The following is a 14690-nucleotide window of genomic DNA, read 5'->3' as shown; positions in this document are numbered from 1 at the left end:
CCCCTAGAAGTGCAGCAGCGAGTGCTGGTCGACGGGACGGCGGTGCGCACGCCACGTCAGCCACTGCACCACCAGCAGCACCAGCAGCGACGGCGGCGTGAACCAGGCCAGCACCGCGAACGTCTCCGGCGCGGTCGCCGCCTGGTCGAGCGGCAAGGCGTGCCCCGACGAAACCAGCACCGTGGGGAACCGCAACGTCCCGGCGAGCAGTGCCGGACACGCCGAAAGCACCATCGACCCCACGAGCGCGACCCGGTACCGCCGCCCCGCCAGCCCGAGCCGGGTGACGGCGAACGCCGCGAAGGCCAGCGCCGCCGCCACCGCGGCGAACACCGAAACGTCGTCGAGCGCGAAGAAACCCCACCCCGTCGCGATCACGAGGAAGGCCAGCACCGGCGTCGAGAAGGCCCGCGCCAGCCGGACCGCGCGGCCGGTCAGCTCGGCCGGCGCCCGCACGGCCAGGAACACCGCGCCCTGCAGGCAGAACAGCGCGACGAACCCCAGCGCCCACAGCGCCGCGTAGGGGTTGAAGAGCGCGAACAGATCGCCGACCGGTGGCAGCCCGACGACCAGGTTGCCGAGGAACAGGCCCCACGACAGCGCCGTCACCAGCGCGCCGCCGACGATGCCGGCCGTCCAGGCGCCGCGGCGGGCGTCCGGGCGGCGGCTGCGCAGCTGCATCGACGCCGTGAACGTCACCAGCCCCAGCAGCAGCGTCACTACCGGGACGTACGCTCCGGTGAACACCTGCGCCTCCAGGTGCGGGAACGCGCCGAACAGCAGGCCGACGGCCGCCACCAGCCACACCTCGTTGGCCAGGAAGAACGGCCCGAGCGCGCCGAGCGTCTGCCGTCGCCGCCGCTCGCCGGCCTCGAACCCGGGCAGCAGCATGCCGACGCCGTAGTCGTACCCCGCCAGCGCGAAGTAGCCGCAGGTCAGCAGGCCCAGCACGGACCACCAGAAGGTCGTCATCGGTCAGACTCCGCTCAGGACGGGCCGTTCGGCGGGCGCTTCGACCGGGTCCGGGCCGCGCTTGGCGACGCGCGCCATGAGCACCCAGTCGGCCACCGCGAGCGCGGCGAACAGCAGTGTGAAAGCGATGAAGGAGAAGAGGATCTGGCCCGCCGGGACGCCCGCGACCGCGTCGGCGGTGCGCAGCTTGCCCCAGACCAGCCACGGCTGGCGGCCGAGCTCGCGCACCAGCCAGCCCATGATCGCCGCGAGGAAAGGCAGCGGGATCGCCGCGACCATCAGGTAGTGCAGGAACCGGGCCTTCGTGAGCCAGTTGCGGAACAGCAGCAGCGTGCCGAGGAGCGCGCAGGCGAACATCAGGAACCCGAGCCCGATCATGGCGCCCAGCGGCATCCCGACGACGTTCTCGTCCAGCTTGTCCGGCTGGTACACCTTCAGCTGGCCGAACTGCGCGAAGCCCTGGTTGACCACGAAGATCGAGCCGGCGAGCGAAGCGACCACGCCGATCCGCATCGAACGGCCGAAGAACTCGACCTCGGTGGTGCGCTTGACGAAGTGCCACGCGCTGACGCCGACGACGAAGAACCCGCCGGTCACCAGCCCGGCGCTGAGCACGTGCGGCAGCGACGCGACCAGCGCCGGGTTCGAGAACAGCGCGCCGAAGTCGTCGAGGCGCAGTGCGCCGTTCTCGACGTGGCTGCCGACCGGGTCCTGCAGGAACGAGTTGGCCACCATGATGAACAGCGCCGAGGCGTACGCGGTGAGCGTGACCAGCCAGATCAGCGCCAGGTGCAGGCCCTTGGGCAGCCGCCCGAAGCCGAAGATCCACAGGCCGAGGAAGGTCGACTCGAGGAAGAACGCGACCAGCGTCTCGATGGCCAGCGGCGCCCCGAAGACGTCGCCGGCGAAGGCCGACAGCCCGGTCCAGGTCAGCCCGAACTGGAACTCCATCACGATTCCGGTGGCGATCCCGAGGGCGTAGTTGATCACGTACAGGCGGCCCCAGAACCGCGTCATCCGCAGGAGCTCGGGCTTGCCGCCGAGCGTCCAGCGCGTCTGCATCACGGCCACCAGCGTGACCAGCCCCAGCGTGAGCAGCACGAACAAGAAGTGGAACGAAGTCGTCGTCGCGAACTGGAGTCTCGCGACCGGGAGTGCGTTCATGTAGGCAGGCTACACGTAGTCTGCCTACATGTAGCGAGCCGACGTGTAGACTGCGTACCCATGAAGGCGGACACCCTGCGCGGGCACCTCGACGCGTTGCTGCTGGCCGTGCTCGACGGCCGGAAACTGCACGGCTACGCGATCATCGAGGCGCTCCAGCTGCGCAGCGACGGCGCGCTCGACCTGCCGACCGGCACGGTCTACCCGGCGCTGCGCCGGCTCGAGCGCGCCGGCTGGCTGGCCAGCGAATGGGACACGGTGTCCGGCCGGAAGCGGCGCACCTACCGGCTCACCCGCTCCGGCCAGCAGGCACTGGCGGCCGAACGCGCGGATTGGCGGGAGTTCACCGCCGTCATCGGGGGAGTGCTGGAAGCATGATCGACGAATACCTGGCCGACCTCGACCGGCGGCTGCACGGCTGCGGCCGGTTCAAGGCCGACCTGCTGGAGGAGGCCCGTGACGGCCTCCACGACGCCGCCGACGCCTACCGCGCCGGCGGGTGGCCCGGCGAGGAAGCCGAGCGCCGTGCCGTCGCCGACTTCGGCCCGGCCGCCGTCGTCGCCCGCGACTACCAGGCCGAACTGGGCATGCTCAGCGGCGTCCGCACGCTGTGGAAGCTCGTCATCGGCGTCCCGTTGATGCAGGTTTCGTGGGACTACGCCCGGATCCTCACCTTCGGCGAATGGACGAACCTGTCGACGCCGACCCCGGCCTGGTACCGGGTCGTCGCGCACGCTTCCCACGGCGCCGTCTTCGTCGTGCCGGTGATCGGGATCGTCGCCCTGCTGGGCATCCGCTGGCTGAGCCGCCGCGTCGACGGGACCGGGCTCGCCCGGTTCTGCGGGATCCTGATCGCGCTCGCGGTCGGCGTCAACCTCGCCTCGCTCGGGCTGGTGATCGGCGCGACCGGCTTCGTCGACGTCTCACGGCTGTTCCTGAGCGTCCCGTGCGTGCTGCTGATGTTCGCTTGGGTGGCGCTTTCGGTCCGGCTCGTCGTGCTCGCGAGACGATCCTGGGGTGAGTATGCCACGATCGTCGCGTGACGACCGCGCTGATCTACCTCGTAGTCATGCTGCTGGTGGCGGCCGTGGTGTTCTTGCTGGCCGCCGTGGTCTTCGGCCGGGGTGAGGAGCTCGCCCCGCTGCCCCCCGGCAGCTCGCCGACGCGGCTGCCCGCGGAGGACATCACCGGCGACGACCTGGCCGACGTCCGCTTCCAGCTGGTGTTCCGCGGCTACAAGATGTCCGAAGTGGACTGGGTGGTGCGGCGGCTCGGCGTCGAGATCGACGAGCTGCGCGCCCGCGTCGCCGAGCTGGAGCAGCGCGAACGCGAGCGGGAGAGCACGCCAGAGGCGTCCCCGTGACGGACCTGATCCTCTCGGTCGACGTCCGCGCGCCGGCGGGCACGACCTGGCTCGCGCTGACCGACTGGGCGCGCCAGGGCGAGTGGATGCTCGGCACCGAGGTCGAGGTGGTCGAGGGCAACGGCCGCAGCGTCGGCTCGCGGCTCTCGGCGTTCACCGGCGTGGCCGGCCTCGGCTTCACCGACACCATGGAGATCACCAGCTGGGAGCCGCCGGTCCGGTGCGCGGTCCGGCACCTGGGCAGCTTCGTGCAGGGCACCGGTACGTTCCAGGTGGTGCCGAAGGGTGCGGCGCGCTCGACGTTCGTCTGGGCCGAGCACCTGCGGCTGCCGTTCGGGCCGCTGGGCAGGCTCGGCTGGCCGGTCGTGCGGCCGGCGTTCGCGCTGGGGGTCCGCCAGTCGCTGCGGCGGTTCGCGCGGTTCGCGGAGAACTATTCGGTGGGTGGGGATGAGTGAGCTGATCGGCGCCGACGGCGTCGCGCGGTGCAGCTGGGGCAATTCGACCCCGGACTACGCGGAGTACCACGACAAGGAGTGGGGCACGCCGCTGCACGGGCAGGACGAGCTGTACGAGCGGCTCTGCCTGGAGTCGTTCCAATCGGGCCTGTCGTGGATCACGATCCTGCGCAAGCGCGAGGGCTTCCGGAAGGCGTTCAAGCAGTTCAAGCCGGCGAAGGTGGCGAAGTTCGGCGAGGCCGACGTCGAGCGGCTGATGCAGGACGCGTCGATCGTGCGGAACCGGGCGAAGATCCTGGCGGCGATCAAGAACGCCCAGGCGATCGCTTCCTTGGACACGCCGCTGGACGACCTCCTGTGGTCGTTCGCGCCCGACTCGCACGCGCGCCCGGCGACCATGGCCGACGTCCCGGCCATCACCGAAGAGTCCAAGGCGATGGCGAAGGAGCTGAAGAAGCGCGGCTTCGTCTTCCTCGGCCCGACGACCTGCTACGCCCTGATGCAGGCGACCGGCATGGTCGACGACCACGTCGCCGGCTGCTTCCGGGCGGTCTGAGCCCGGAAGCAGCCGGCCGTCACTTGCCCTGGAAGGACGGCTTGCGCTTGCCGACGAAGGCCTCGACGGCCTCGGTGTGGTCGGCCGTCGCGCCGAGCGCCGTCTGGGCGGCGTCCTCGGCGGCGAGGGCCTCCTCGAACGTCGACTGCGCGGCGAGGTTGAGCACGCCCTTGATCTTCGCGTAGGCCACGGTCGGCCCGGCCGCGAGCTTCGCCGCGACCTGCTGGGCGCGGCCCGCGAGTTCGGTGTCCGGCACGACCTCGCCGACCAGGCCGAGCCGCAGCGCCTCGGCCGCGTCGACGGTCCGGGCCAGCAGCATCAGCTCGGCGGCGCGGCCGTAGCCGACCAGCCGCTGCAGCGTCCACGACGCCCCCGAGTCCGGGCCCAGCCCGACGTTGGCGAAGGCCATCAGGAACGACGACGACTCGGCGGCGATCCGCAGGTCGCTGGCGTAGGCGAAGGCGGCTCCGGCGCCGGCGGCGGTGCCGTTGACCGCCGCGATCACCGGCTTCTCCATCGACACGATCGCCTTCACGATGGGGTTGTAGTGCTCCTTCACGGTCTGTAGCGGGGCGGGGTCACCCGCCTGCAGCAGCCCGACGTGCTCCTTGAGGTCCTGGCCGGCGCAGAACGCCTTGCCGGAACCGGTCAGCACGACCGCGCGGACCCCTTCGTCGCCGGACGCCTCGCGCAGCGCCGCGAGCAGTGCTTCCTTCAGCTCCACGGTCAGCGAGTTGTACGCCTGGGGCCGGTTGAGGGTGAGGGTGCGCACCCCGTCGGCGTCGGCGGTCAACAGGACGTCGGATGTGGTCACGTCTTCTCCTTGCGCGGAAAACTTCGGTCGGCCGAGAGTCTTTCACCTCGCGCGGGCCGCATACCAGCACCGATACGGCGGCAAAAGATCCCCTCCGCTGATGCGCCCGGCCGCTGATGAGGGACAATGGACAGCAGACCCGGCTGGCTTTCACGCGAGCGCGACCCGGGCGCGCCGGTTGAGACGGAGGGAGCACGCTATGGCGGCCATGAAGCCCCGGACCGGAGATGGTCCCCTCGAAGTGACTAAGGAGGGGCGGGGCCTCGTGATGCGCGTACCGCTCGAGGGTGGTGGGCGACTCGTCGTCGAACTCTCCGCGGAAGAAGCGAAGGACCTCGGCGCCGCACTGGCGGAGGTCACCGGCTGAGCCCGCCTTCCCGATCCGTCCTTCCGTCGCACCCCGGTCTCCCTGCGGAGGCCGGGGTTGCGGTTCCTCAGCGCCCGAAGGTTGCTCACTGTGCGTAATCCGCTACCCCCCGTTCCGGCTACCCTGCTCGACATCGAGGTCGCCGCGGAGCTCCGCCGCGGCGTCCCGACGGCCCGGCTGGTGGCCGCGCCGGACAACGATGACGTCGAGCCCTTGGAGATCGAGGGCGTCCGGATCACGGGCAAGGCGGGCGACGTCCAGCCGGTGCCCGGCGGCGGGCCCCGCTGGGTCGCGGGCTTGGGCGGCGGCGAGCCGAAGGAGTACCGCAGGACGGGCGCGGCGCTGGTCCGGTCGGTGAACGCGGCGCTGGCGGACGACGTGGCGCACGGCGGCAAGGCGTTCCGCGCAGTGCAGCTGGAGCTGCCCGAGGAGGCCTCGGACGAGCATGTCACCGAGCTCGTGCTGGGCCTGCTGCTGGGCGGCTACCGCTTCAAGGTGACCGGCGAGGATCCCGCGCCGTCGGTGCGGACGATCCGGCTCGTGTCGGCGGAGCCGGCGCTGGCTTCGCTGGTCGAGCGGGCCTCGGTGCTGGCCGCGGCGAGGGCGCTGACGCGCGACCTCGCGAACACGCCGTCCAACGTGAAGACGCCGGCGTGGCTGGCCGACACGGCGTCCCGCGTGGCCGGCCCGCGCGTCGAGGTGACGGTCCGGGACGAGAAGTGGCTGGCGGCGGAGGGTTTCGGCGGCGTACTGGCCGTCGGCGGCGGTTCCGCGCGCCCGCCGCGGCTGGTCGAGCTGGCGTACAAGCCCTCAGGCGCTTCCCGGCACCTGCTGCTGGTGGGCAAGGGCATCACGTTCGACACGGGCGGCCTGTCGATCAAGCCGGCCGACGGAATGCACCTGATGCGCACGGACATGGCGGGCGGCGCGGCGGTGATCGCGGCGGTCCGCGGCATCGCGGCCCTGGGCCTGGCGGTCCGCGTGACGGCGCTGGTGCCGTGCGCGGAGAACCACGTGTCGGGCTCGTCGTACCGCCCGGGCGACATCGTCCGCCACTACGGCGGCAAGACGACCGAGGTGGGCAACACGGACGCGGAGGGCCGGATGGTCCTGGCGGACGCGTTGGCCTACGGGATCAAGCGGTTCACCCCGGATTACGTGGTGGACGCGGCGACGCTGACGGGCGCGATGAAGGTGTCACTGGGCCTGCGCACGGGCGGCCTGTTCGCCTCGGACGACGGCCTGGCGACCGCGGTGAGCGCGGCCGGGGCCCGGGTGGGCGAGGCGTGGTGGCGAATGCCCCTGGTGGAGGACTACGCGGAGAACGTCCGCGGCGAGTTCGGCGACGTCCGCCAGACTCCGGGCGGCCCGGGAGGGATTACGGCGGCGCTGTTCTTGAGGGAGTTCACGGACGGGGTGCCGTGGGCCCACCTGGACATCGCGGGCCCGGCCCGGTCGGAGAAGAACTACGAGGAAGTGGTCCCGGGAGCGACGGGGTTCGCGGCCCGGACGTTGGTGGAGCTGGCGGCTTCACTGGCCTGAGGCCAGCTGAAGTGGCCAGGGCGGGTCAAGCCTTGGCCGTCGCCAGCACGTGGTCGCGGAACCCCGTCACCGCCGCCGTCATCGGCTCCTCAGCCCGCCACACGAGCCCGATCGTCCGGTACGGCCGCGGCGAAAGCGGCACCTCCGCCACCCCCGCCGGACTACCGGGGCCGAACCGCGGCAGCAGCGCCACCCCCAACCCCGCCGCCACCAGCCCGCGAACCGTATCCGACTCCTGACCCTCGAACGCGATCCGCGGCGTGAACCCCGCCGCCGCACACAGCTCGTCCGTCAGCGTCCGGACGCCGTACCCCGGCTCGAGCAGCACGAACTCCTCCGAAGCCAGCTCCGCCACTCGCACCGACCGCCGGCCCGCCAGGCGGTGGCCGGCCGGGACCGACAGCAGGATCTCCTCGTCCACCAAGCCCGCGCAGGCCAGCGCCGGGACGTCGGGCAGCGGCGCCACCAGCGCCAAGTCCAGTTCGCCGCCCGCCAGCCGGTCGACCATCTCCTGCCGCGAGCCCTGCACCAGCGTGAACCGCACCCCCGGGTACCGCGCTCGGTACCCGCGCAGCAGCGAAGGCACCAACGACCGCCCCAGCAGGTGCAGGAACCCCAGCACGACGTGCCCCGACTCCGGCGACACCTCCTCGCGTGCCAGCCGGACGCCGGTCTCCAGCGCCGCCAGCCCGCGCTCGGCCGCCTCGGCCAGCAGTTCCGCCGCGCGCGTCAGCCGGATGCCGCGGCCGTCGGGGACCGTCAGCGGCGCGCCCAGCGCGTCCGCCAGCGCCGCCAACCGGCGGCTCACGGTCGGCTGCGGCACGCCGAGCAGCTCGGCCGCGCGTGTGACGTTCCTCGTCTCCCGCAGCGCGGCGAGCAGCGGCAAGTGCGGCGCGACCTGCGCGGACAGCGAGTCATACGTCATCGCATCGATCCTGCCAGGCAAGTGCATTGGACGTATTGGTTAGGCCTGCTTACTTTCGGGAGGTGACTTCCTCCCGCCGAGTCAAGACCGCCGTCGCCGCGGCGGGGATCTCCTCGTTCGCCCTGCTCTACGCGCCGCAGCCGGTGCTGCCGCAACTCGCCGCGCAGTACCACCTGGATCCCGGCGGCGCAGCGCTGGCGATCAGCGTCGCGACCGGCGCGCTCGCCATCGCGGTCCTGCCCATCGCGGCGCTGTCCGAAGTGGTCGGCCGCCGTCCGGTGATCCTGACGTCGGTCATCGCGTCGGTCGTGTTCGGCCTGCTGCTGCCGCTGATGCCGTCGTACCCGGCGCTGCTGGTCCTGCGCGCGCTGCAGGGCGTCGCGATCGCTGGCTTCCCCGGCGTGGCGGCGGCGTACCTGGCCGAACGGCTCGGCCGAGCGGGCGTCGCGGCGGCGGTCGGCGCGATGATCGCGGGCAACACGGTCGGCGGCATGCTCGGCAGGCTGGCCAGCGGGTTCACGGCCGGCCCGCTCGGCTGGCGCGGCGCGCTGCTGGTCGTGGCGCTGGTGGGAGCGGTGTGCTCGGCGGTGACGGTCGTGACGCTGCCGCCGGGCACCCGGCCGACGGGCAACGCGCGGCTGCAGGACGTCACGCGGGGATTGGTGACCGCGCTGAGCAAGCCGGTGCTGCTGGCGCAGTACGCGGTCGCGCTGCTGGCGATGGGCTCGTTCGTCGCGCTCTACAACGCTGCGGGATTCCGCCTGACGGGCGAGCCGCTGAGCCTGTCACCGGCGATCGCGTCGCTGGTGTTCCTGGCGTACGCAACGGGCTCGGTGTCCTCGGCAGCGGCGGGACGGCTGGTGGCGCGGGTGGGCCGCCGCCGGGCGTTGATCGGAGCGCTCCTGCTGACGGCGGCCGGGGCGGCGCTGACGCTGCCGGACTCGTTGCCGCTGGTGATCGCGGGTTTCTTGGTGCTGACGTGCGCGTTCTTCGCGGCCCACGCGGTAGCGAACGGCTGGGCGGCGGCCGACGCACCGGAGAGCGCCCGCGGCCAGGTGGGCGGCACGTACACGGCGACGTACTACCTGGGCAGCAGTGTCGGCGGGGCCGCTGGAGCGTGGGTGTACGGGCACGCGGGGTGGGCGTGGCTGATCGCGGCCGTGGCGGTGTGGCTGCTGCTGGCGGTGGCGGCGGTGGGGTTCGGGACGCGGGTGGGTGCCGAACGCCGTGAACTGGTCGAGGTGGGCTGAAACAGGGCCCTGACGCCGGCCCCTCGCCCCCAACCCAGCCCCCGCCCTCTCCGGGGGGCGTCCCCAGTTCCAGTCTACCGGCCCCCACCGACGAAACCGCTCCGGAACAGTCAGTTGTCCACAGCCCGGCCTGCCTGTGGACAAGAGGTCAGGTAGCCGCGCCGACCAGCAGTCCGCCGCCCACCGGGAGCAGCGCCGGGACCAGGCGCTCGTCCTCCCGGAACGCCCTCGCCACTTCGCGCAGGGCCAGCGTCTCCGGATCGCGGTGGGCCGGGTCGATCACCCGGCCACCCGCCAGGACGTTGTGGAACGCGATGATCCCGCCGCGCCGCAGCAGCGACACGCCCAGCTCGTAGCAGCCGGGGTACTCGATGTGCGCGGAATCGACGAACACCAGGTCGTAGCCGCCCGGCGTGAGCCGCTGCAGCACGTCCAGGGCGCGGCCGATGATCAGGCGCGTCCGGCCCGGGGCGAAGCCCGCCTCGCGGAACGTCGCGCGCGCCGCCCGCTGGTACTCCGGCTCGACGTCGATCGAGGTCAGGACGCCGTCGGGGGCCATGCCGCGCAGCAGGCTCAGTCCGCTCACCCCCGCGCCCGTGCCGACTTCGACGACGGCCTTCGCGCGCAGCGTCGCGGCCAGGAAGCGCAGTGTCGCGCCCGCACCCGCGCTGAGCGGGGTGCAGCCCAGGTCCTCGGCCCGCGCCCGCGCCGAAGACAGCACCTCGTCGTCGGGCAGGTACCCGTCGACGAACCCGGAATCGGCCGGTGCGGCCGCAGGGGTGGGCGTGTTCACGCACGGAGGTTAGCGTTGGTTGTCGATAAATCCGCGCAGGCTCCCTGGTAAGCACCCGGGAAGAAGTTCTCAGGCTGCTCTCAGTCCAGTCTCACTAGAACCATAAGGAACCCCGAGAGACTGAAATCCGAACACACGGGAACACCGTGCCGAGGGCCCGCGTTGGGTGGAGCAGACAGGAGAAACGCTGATGGAGGTGCCTGCTCCCGCGATGCAGAACGCCGTTGCCGACACCGGGGCCGAGCCCGTGAGCCTGGACGAGGTGGCCTGGACGCCCCCGTCCTGGGACGAGGTCGTCCGTGAACACGGCGACCGGGTCTACCGGCTCGCCTACCGCCTGACCGGCAACACCCACGACGCCGAGGACCTCACGCAGGAGACCTTCATCCGGGTCTTCCGCTCACTGGCGTCCTACAAGCCCGGCACGTTCGAGGGCTGGCTGCACCGGATCACCACCAACCTGTTCCTGGACATGGCCCGCCGCCGCTCGCGCGTGCGGATGGAAGGCCTGCCGGAGGACACCGACCGCATCGTGGGCGACGACCCCAGCCCCGAGCAGGTCTACACGGACACCCACCTGGACCCGGACCTGCAGGCGGCGCTCGACGAGCTGCCCCCGGAGTTCCGCGCCGCCGTGGTGCTGTGCGACGTCGAAGGGCTGTCGTACGAGGAGATCGGCGCGACCCTGAACGTCAAGCTGGGCACCGTCCGCAGCCGCATCCACCGCGGGCGCCAGGCGCTGCGCGCGTCGCTCGAGCGTCGTCGCGCTCACGCACCGCAATCTGCGAAGGTGACGGTATGACCGCACCGCGAGGCTGGGCACTCCCCGAGTCGCACCTGCTGCCGGACGTCGTGGTGGCGTTCGTCGACGGCGAGCTTTCCCACGGCGCACGCGACCGCGCGGCGTCGCACATGACCCGCTGCGCAGCGTGCGCGGCCGAGGTGCAGGCGCAGCGTCAGGCGGTCGAGGCGATCCGCCGGGCGGGCGCGCCCTCGATGTCGGCCGGCTTCCTGGCGAGCCTCCAGTCGATCCCGCAGCACACCGAGCTCCCGAGCACGCCGGACAACCTGGCGATCACCGCGGACGGCCAGCTGGTCGCGGTCCAGCGCCCCGAACGGGTCGCGGGCCTGCGCGATTCGGGCGTTCTGGGTGGTGTGGCGCCGTTGGGATCATCGGCTCCGCTGGGCCAGTCCCCGAACGTCCTCGGCGGCGGCCGTTTCAAGCGCCGCGCGGCACAGGGCGCGGGCGTGGTGGTTTCGGGCCTGGTGCTGAGCGCACTGGCCCTGGTGGGAACATCGGCAGACGGCGACGGAGCTCCTGAGACAGGCGGCGGCGCACCCCAGCCGGCGAACCTCTTGCCGGCGCAGATGGCGGTGCCACAGCAACCGTTGGCGCCGGTTTCGACGCCGGTGAGCACGACCCCGGTGGCAGTACCCGCGGGCATCCGCTGAGCGAACTTTGAAGGCCGCTGCGAATTCGGTTTCGCGGCGGCCTTCGGTGTGTCCGGGGAGGGCTCGCAGACGAGGGGCACGCTCGGCGGCGCGGCCCGACAACCGGCCCCAACCCTTCCAGGGGCAGAAGCCCCAGCGTGAACGGCGACGCCGAGGCCCTGACGGGCGTCCCCCCCCCAGACCTCCCCGCCCACCCCGATACGAAGCCAAAAACACGGACGATGGTGCCGGGTCAAGGCACGCTTTCCCGCCTTGACGCGGGACCACCGTCCGTAGTGACAATCCGGCTTCGGGGTGGCGGCCCCATCAAAGTGCCGAGCGAAACGACTGCCCCCAGCGCAGCCCCCGCCCTCCCTAGGGGGGCGTGCCCATGTCCAGCCTATCGCCACCCCCCGACGAAAACCGCCGCTCAACGCCCCTGGACGCCGTTTTGTCCACATCACAGCCACTCTGGGGACAACCAGCCAAGAAACAGCCACTTCACCCCTGGACCGGCAGACTCGGAGCACTGGGCTTGGGTATCGTCACGCCCAGCCACCTGATCTTCTGCACCGGGGAATGATGACCGAGCCGAACGTGAATCCCGAGCAGCCCGGCGCGCGTGATGCCGACCGGCTGGGCCCGCGGCCGCTCGCGCGGCCCGCTGTCGACCCGGCGCAGGCCGCCGTGTTCGGCAGGCCGCAAGGGGTCGACGGGGCGTTCGACAAGCTCTATTCGCCGCAGAAATCCAACGGCGTCAACCTCGCTCCGCCCGCGCCCGAGTCGCTCGCCGAGGCCTTCAGGCGGCCGCCCGGTGCCGAAGGTGTCCTGCTCGAACGGCCCCGCGAAGCCACCGGTGACGCACCCGAAACCGAGCCGCCCCTGTGGACCGGTACCCGCGATCCGTGGCGTGATCCCGGTGCCGCCGCCGTGCTCGCCGGGCCCGCCGTGCCCGCCGAAGACGAGGAAAAGCCCGCCAAGCGGCCGCCCGGTGCGCTGCTCAGCCTGCCCGAGGTGCTCTTCGGGCGGCGCGTGCAGCCGAAGGCGCTCGTCCTGCTCGGTGTCGTCGCGCTGCTCATCGGCGCCGCCGGTGGCTTCGTCGGCTGGTGGGTCGCCGACACCGGCACCGAGCTCACCGGCTCCGCCACCATCGCCGAAGCCGAGGCCGGCAAGGAACGCCCCGCCGGGTCCGTCGCCGAAATCGCCAAGCGCGTCGCGCCCGCCGTCGTCTCGCTCGAGGTCTTCAAGCCCGGCGCCGAATCCGGCGAGCAGGGCTCCGGCGTCATGATCGACCCGCAGGGCTACATCCTCACCAACGAGCACGTCATCGCCTCCGCCGCCGCGGACCCGGGCGTCAAGGTCACCGCCGTCTTCATCGACGGCACGCGCACCGAAGCCAAGCTCGTCGGCGCCGACCAGAAGACCGACCTCGCCGTCGTGAAGGTCAACGTCACCAACCCGACCGTGCTGCAGGTCGGCAAGTCCGCGGACCTGCAGGTCGGCGACACCGTGATGGCGATCGGCTCGCCGCTCGCGCTGCAGAACTCGGTGACCGCCGGCATCGTCAGCGCGCTGAACCGGCCGATCACCGCGGGCGGCGACAACGGCGCCCCGCCCGTCACCTACGAAGCCATCCAGACCGACGCCGCGATCAACCACGGCAACTCGGGTGGCGCGCTCGTCGACTCCACCGGCGCGCTCGTCGGCATCAACTCGTCGATCCGCTCGGCGGGCGCGGACGGCGGCAGCATCGGCATCGGCTTCGCCATCCCGAGCGACTACGCGATCAAGATCGCGAAGGCGCTGATCAAGGACGGCAAGGTCCAGCACGCCGACATCGGCATCAACGCGTCGTCGACGGTCGCCGGGTCGTCCACGATGGGTGCCCAGGTCAAGAACGTCGCGCCCGGCGGCCCGGCGGCGAACGCGGGCATCAAGGAAGGCGACGTCATCACGAAGATCGGCAGCCGGCTAGTCCGCGACTCCGCGGAACTGACGGTCGCCGTCCGCGCGCACGACGTCGGCGAAGTGGTCCCGGTGCAGCTGGCCCGCGACGGCGCCAGCTTCGTCGTCGACGTAACCCTGGCTTCCGACTGAGTTCCCGCGTTCGGCCTGCCGGAGCGCGGCGGGTGGCGGGTACCCTGGGCGGGTAGGTTCTTCTGCGGAGGTTGACTGGTGTTCGACAGCGTCGGGTGGGGCGAAATCCTCGTCCTCATCATCGCCGGTCTGTTCATCCTCGGTCCGGAACGGCTGCCGGAGGCGGCGTCCTGGCTGGCGAAGAGCTTGCGCAAGGTCCGCGAGTTCGCGAACGGCGCGAAGGAGCAGCTCCGCGAGGAGATGGGCCCGGAGTTCGACCAGCTGCGCAAGCCGCTGGAGGACCTGCGCGGACTGCGGAACTTCGACCCGAAGCGGGTCGTGACGCAGCACCTGTTCGACGGTGACACCGACCCGCTCGGCCTCAAGGGCATCACGAACGGCAGCAGCACGCCGTCGAACGGTTACGCGGGCGGCCAGACCCAGCCGGCGCCGGAACCGCTCAAGCCGGGCGAGCGTCCACCGATCGACCCGGACGCGACATAGCCGACATCGGTTTCCTCACCGGATCCGACCGCGCCCGCTGGGAGGTCCTGGCCCGCGGCAAGGACGCGTACTTCGACGTTTCCCGCAGCGACGACGCCTACGAACGCACCTGGCGGCGCCTGCTCGACGACGAGCGGATCCGCGGGATCGGCGCCCGGCTGGACGGCGAGCTGGTGGGGTTCGCGCACTACCTGTTCCACGCGAGTGTCTGGTACGCGGGGAAGTGCTACCTGGCGGACCTGTTCGTGGCGGCCCGGGCCCGTCGGAGGGGTGTCGCGAGGGCGATGATCGAGTGGGTGGCGCGGGACGCCGAGGAGCAGGGTTACCCGGGGTTGTACTGGAACACGCTTGAAGACGCCCCGGGTCGCGCGCTGTACGACCAGGTGGGGAAGCTGCACCCGGGCCTGATCCACTACGGCTACCGACGCGAGGCACGGCCGTCCACAGGCCGGCCGTGATGTGGACAAGCAGGCCGCGC

Annotated in this window: 18 protein-coding genes; 13 read left to right on the top strand and 5 right to left on the bottom strand. The window is 71.8% G+C overall.

The window, feature by feature from the left end:
- Positions 1–3 precede the first annotated feature (3 nt).
- Together ACLJPY_RS21240 and ACLJPY_RS21235 are read right to left on the bottom strand one after the other, a co-directional pair.
- On the bottom strand, positions 4–972 hold the full coding sequence (locus tag ACLJPY_RS21240) for a cytochrome d ubiquinol oxidase subunit II (RefSeq protein WP_410590833.1): 969 nt from the start codon (positions 970–972) through the stop codon (positions 4–6).
- Between the two features lie 3 nt (positions 973–975).
- Positions 976–2136 (bottom strand): cytochrome ubiquinol oxidase subunit I, encoded by a 1161-nt coding sequence (locus tag ACLJPY_RS21235; RefSeq protein ID WP_410590832.1) that lies wholly within the window; start codon positions 2134–2136, stop codon positions 976–978.
- 60 nt (positions 2137–2196) lie between these two features.
- Between ACLJPY_RS21235 and ACLJPY_RS21230 the strand changes: the two genes are divergently transcribed.
- The 5 genes from ACLJPY_RS21230 to ACLJPY_RS21210 are packed head-to-tail and all read left to right on the top strand — an operon-like array spanning position 2197 to position 4510.
- The gene (locus tag ACLJPY_RS21230) at positions 2197–2514 is read left to right on the top strand and encodes a helix-turn-helix transcriptional regulator (protein WP_410590830.1); all 318 of its coding nucleotides are present in this window, start codon (positions 2197–2199) and stop codon (positions 2512–2514) included.
- A complete protein-coding gene (locus tag ACLJPY_RS21225; RefSeq protein ID WP_410590828.1) occupies positions 2511–3179 on the top strand; it encodes a permease prefix domain 1-containing protein in 669 nt (222 codons plus the stop codon). Before ACLJPY_RS21230 ends, ACLJPY_RS21225 begins: the two co-directional genes overlap by 4 nt.
- Positions 3176–3499 (top strand): DivIVA domain-containing protein, encoded by a 324-nt coding sequence (locus ACLJPY_RS21220; protein WP_410590827.1) that lies wholly within the window; start codon positions 3176–3178, stop codon positions 3497–3499. Before ACLJPY_RS21225 ends, ACLJPY_RS21220 begins: the two co-directional genes overlap by 4 nt.
- The gene (locus tag ACLJPY_RS21215; RefSeq protein ID WP_410590826.1) at positions 3496–3954 is read left to right on the top strand and encodes an SRPBCC family protein; all 459 of its coding nucleotides are present in this window, start codon (positions 3496–3498) and stop codon (positions 3952–3954) included. Before ACLJPY_RS21220 ends, ACLJPY_RS21215 begins: the two co-directional genes overlap by 4 nt.
- On the top strand, positions 3947–4510 hold the full coding sequence (locus tag ACLJPY_RS21210; protein ID WP_410590825.1) for a DNA-3-methyladenine glycosylase I: 564 nt from the start codon (positions 3947–3949) through the stop codon (positions 4508–4510). Before ACLJPY_RS21215 ends, ACLJPY_RS21210 begins: the two co-directional genes overlap by 8 nt.
- 19 nt (positions 4511–4529) lie before the next feature.
- Here ACLJPY_RS21210 and ACLJPY_RS21205 read toward each other — a convergent pair whose 3' ends face one another.
- Positions 4530–5324 carry an enoyl-CoA hydratase-related protein gene (locus ACLJPY_RS21205; protein ID WP_410590823.1) on the bottom strand — a complete coding sequence of 265 codons (795 nt, stop codon included), beginning with the start codon at positions 5322–5324 and terminating at the stop codon, positions 4530–4532.
- Between the two features lie 199 nt (positions 5325–5523).
- Here ACLJPY_RS21205 and ACLJPY_RS21200 point away from each other — a divergent pair, with 199 nt between their 5' ends.
- Positions 5524–5691 (top strand): DUF3117 domain-containing protein, encoded by a 168-nt coding sequence (locus ACLJPY_RS21200; protein ID WP_013222969.1) that lies wholly within the window; start codon positions 5524–5526, stop codon positions 5689–5691.
- Positions 5692–5781: 90 nt separating this feature from the next.
- The gene (locus ACLJPY_RS21195) at positions 5782–7233 is read left to right on the top strand and encodes a leucyl aminopeptidase family protein (protein WP_410590821.1); all 1452 of its coding nucleotides are present in this window, start codon (positions 5782–5784) and stop codon (positions 7231–7233) included.
- A gap of 25 nt (positions 7234–7258) precedes the next feature.
- On the opposite strand, the gene ACLJPY_RS21190 is transcribed toward ACLJPY_RS21195, so the two are convergent.
- A complete protein-coding gene (locus ACLJPY_RS21190; protein WP_410590820.1) occupies positions 7259–8158 on the bottom strand; it encodes a LysR family transcriptional regulator in 900 nt (299 codons plus the stop codon).
- Positions 8159–8220: 62 nt separating this feature from the next.
- Between ACLJPY_RS21190 and ACLJPY_RS21185 the strand changes: the two genes are divergently transcribed.
- The gene (locus tag ACLJPY_RS21185) at positions 8221–9408 is read left to right on the top strand and encodes an MFS transporter (protein ID WP_410590819.1); all 1188 of its coding nucleotides are present in this window, start codon (positions 8221–8223) and stop codon (positions 9406–9408) included.
- A 148-nt stretch (positions 9409–9556) separates the two neighbouring features.
- Here the strand turns inward: ACLJPY_RS21185 and ACLJPY_RS21180 are convergent, their stop codons facing one another.
- The gene (locus ACLJPY_RS21180; RefSeq protein WP_410590818.1) at positions 9557–10201 is read right to left on the bottom strand and encodes an O-methyltransferase; all 645 of its coding nucleotides are present in this window, start codon (positions 10199–10201) and stop codon (positions 9557–9559) included.
- Positions 10202–10391: 190 nt separating this feature from the next.
- Here ACLJPY_RS21180 and sigE point away from each other — a divergent pair, with 190 nt between their 5' ends.
- From sigE to ACLJPY_RS21155, 5 genes are all read left to right on the top strand, one after another.
- Positions 10392–11003 (top strand): RNA polymerase sigma factor SigE, encoded by a 612-nt coding sequence (gene sigE, locus ACLJPY_RS21175; protein ID WP_410590817.1) that lies wholly within the window; start codon positions 10392–10394, stop codon positions 11001–11003.
- A complete protein-coding gene (locus ACLJPY_RS21170) occupies positions 11000–11653 on the top strand; it encodes an anti-sigma factor family protein (protein WP_410590815.1) in 654 nt (217 codons plus the stop codon). The genes sigE and ACLJPY_RS21170 overlap by 4 nt, the downstream gene beginning before the upstream one ends.
- Before the next feature lie 558 nt (positions 11654–12211).
- Positions 12212–13729: a S1C family serine protease gene (locus ACLJPY_RS21165; protein ID WP_410590814.1), complete on the top strand. Its 1518-nt coding sequence runs from the start codon at positions 12212–12214 to the stop codon at positions 13727–13729.
- Between the two features lie 78 nt (positions 13730–13807).
- Positions 13808–14212 carry a Sec-independent protein translocase protein TatB gene (gene tatB / locus ACLJPY_RS21160; RefSeq protein WP_410590812.1) on the top strand — a complete coding sequence of 135 codons (405 nt, stop codon included), beginning with the start codon at positions 13808–13810 and terminating at the stop codon, positions 14210–14212.
- Positions 14209–14670 carry a GNAT family N-acetyltransferase gene (locus ACLJPY_RS21155; protein ID WP_410591241.1) on the top strand — a complete coding sequence of 154 codons (462 nt, stop codon included), beginning with the start codon at positions 14209–14211 and terminating at the stop codon, positions 14668–14670. The genes tatB and ACLJPY_RS21155 overlap by 4 nt, the downstream gene beginning before the upstream one ends.
- Positions 14671–14690 lie beyond the last annotated feature (20 nt).

Source organism: Amycolatopsis sp. lyj-23, from assembly GCF_046549135.1.
Classification (GTDB): domain Bacteria; phylum Actinomycetota; class Actinomycetes; order Mycobacteriales; family Pseudonocardiaceae; genus Amycolatopsis.
Note: the sequence above shows the minus strand (reverse complement) of the source record. Positions and strands in the feature narration are given on the sequence as shown.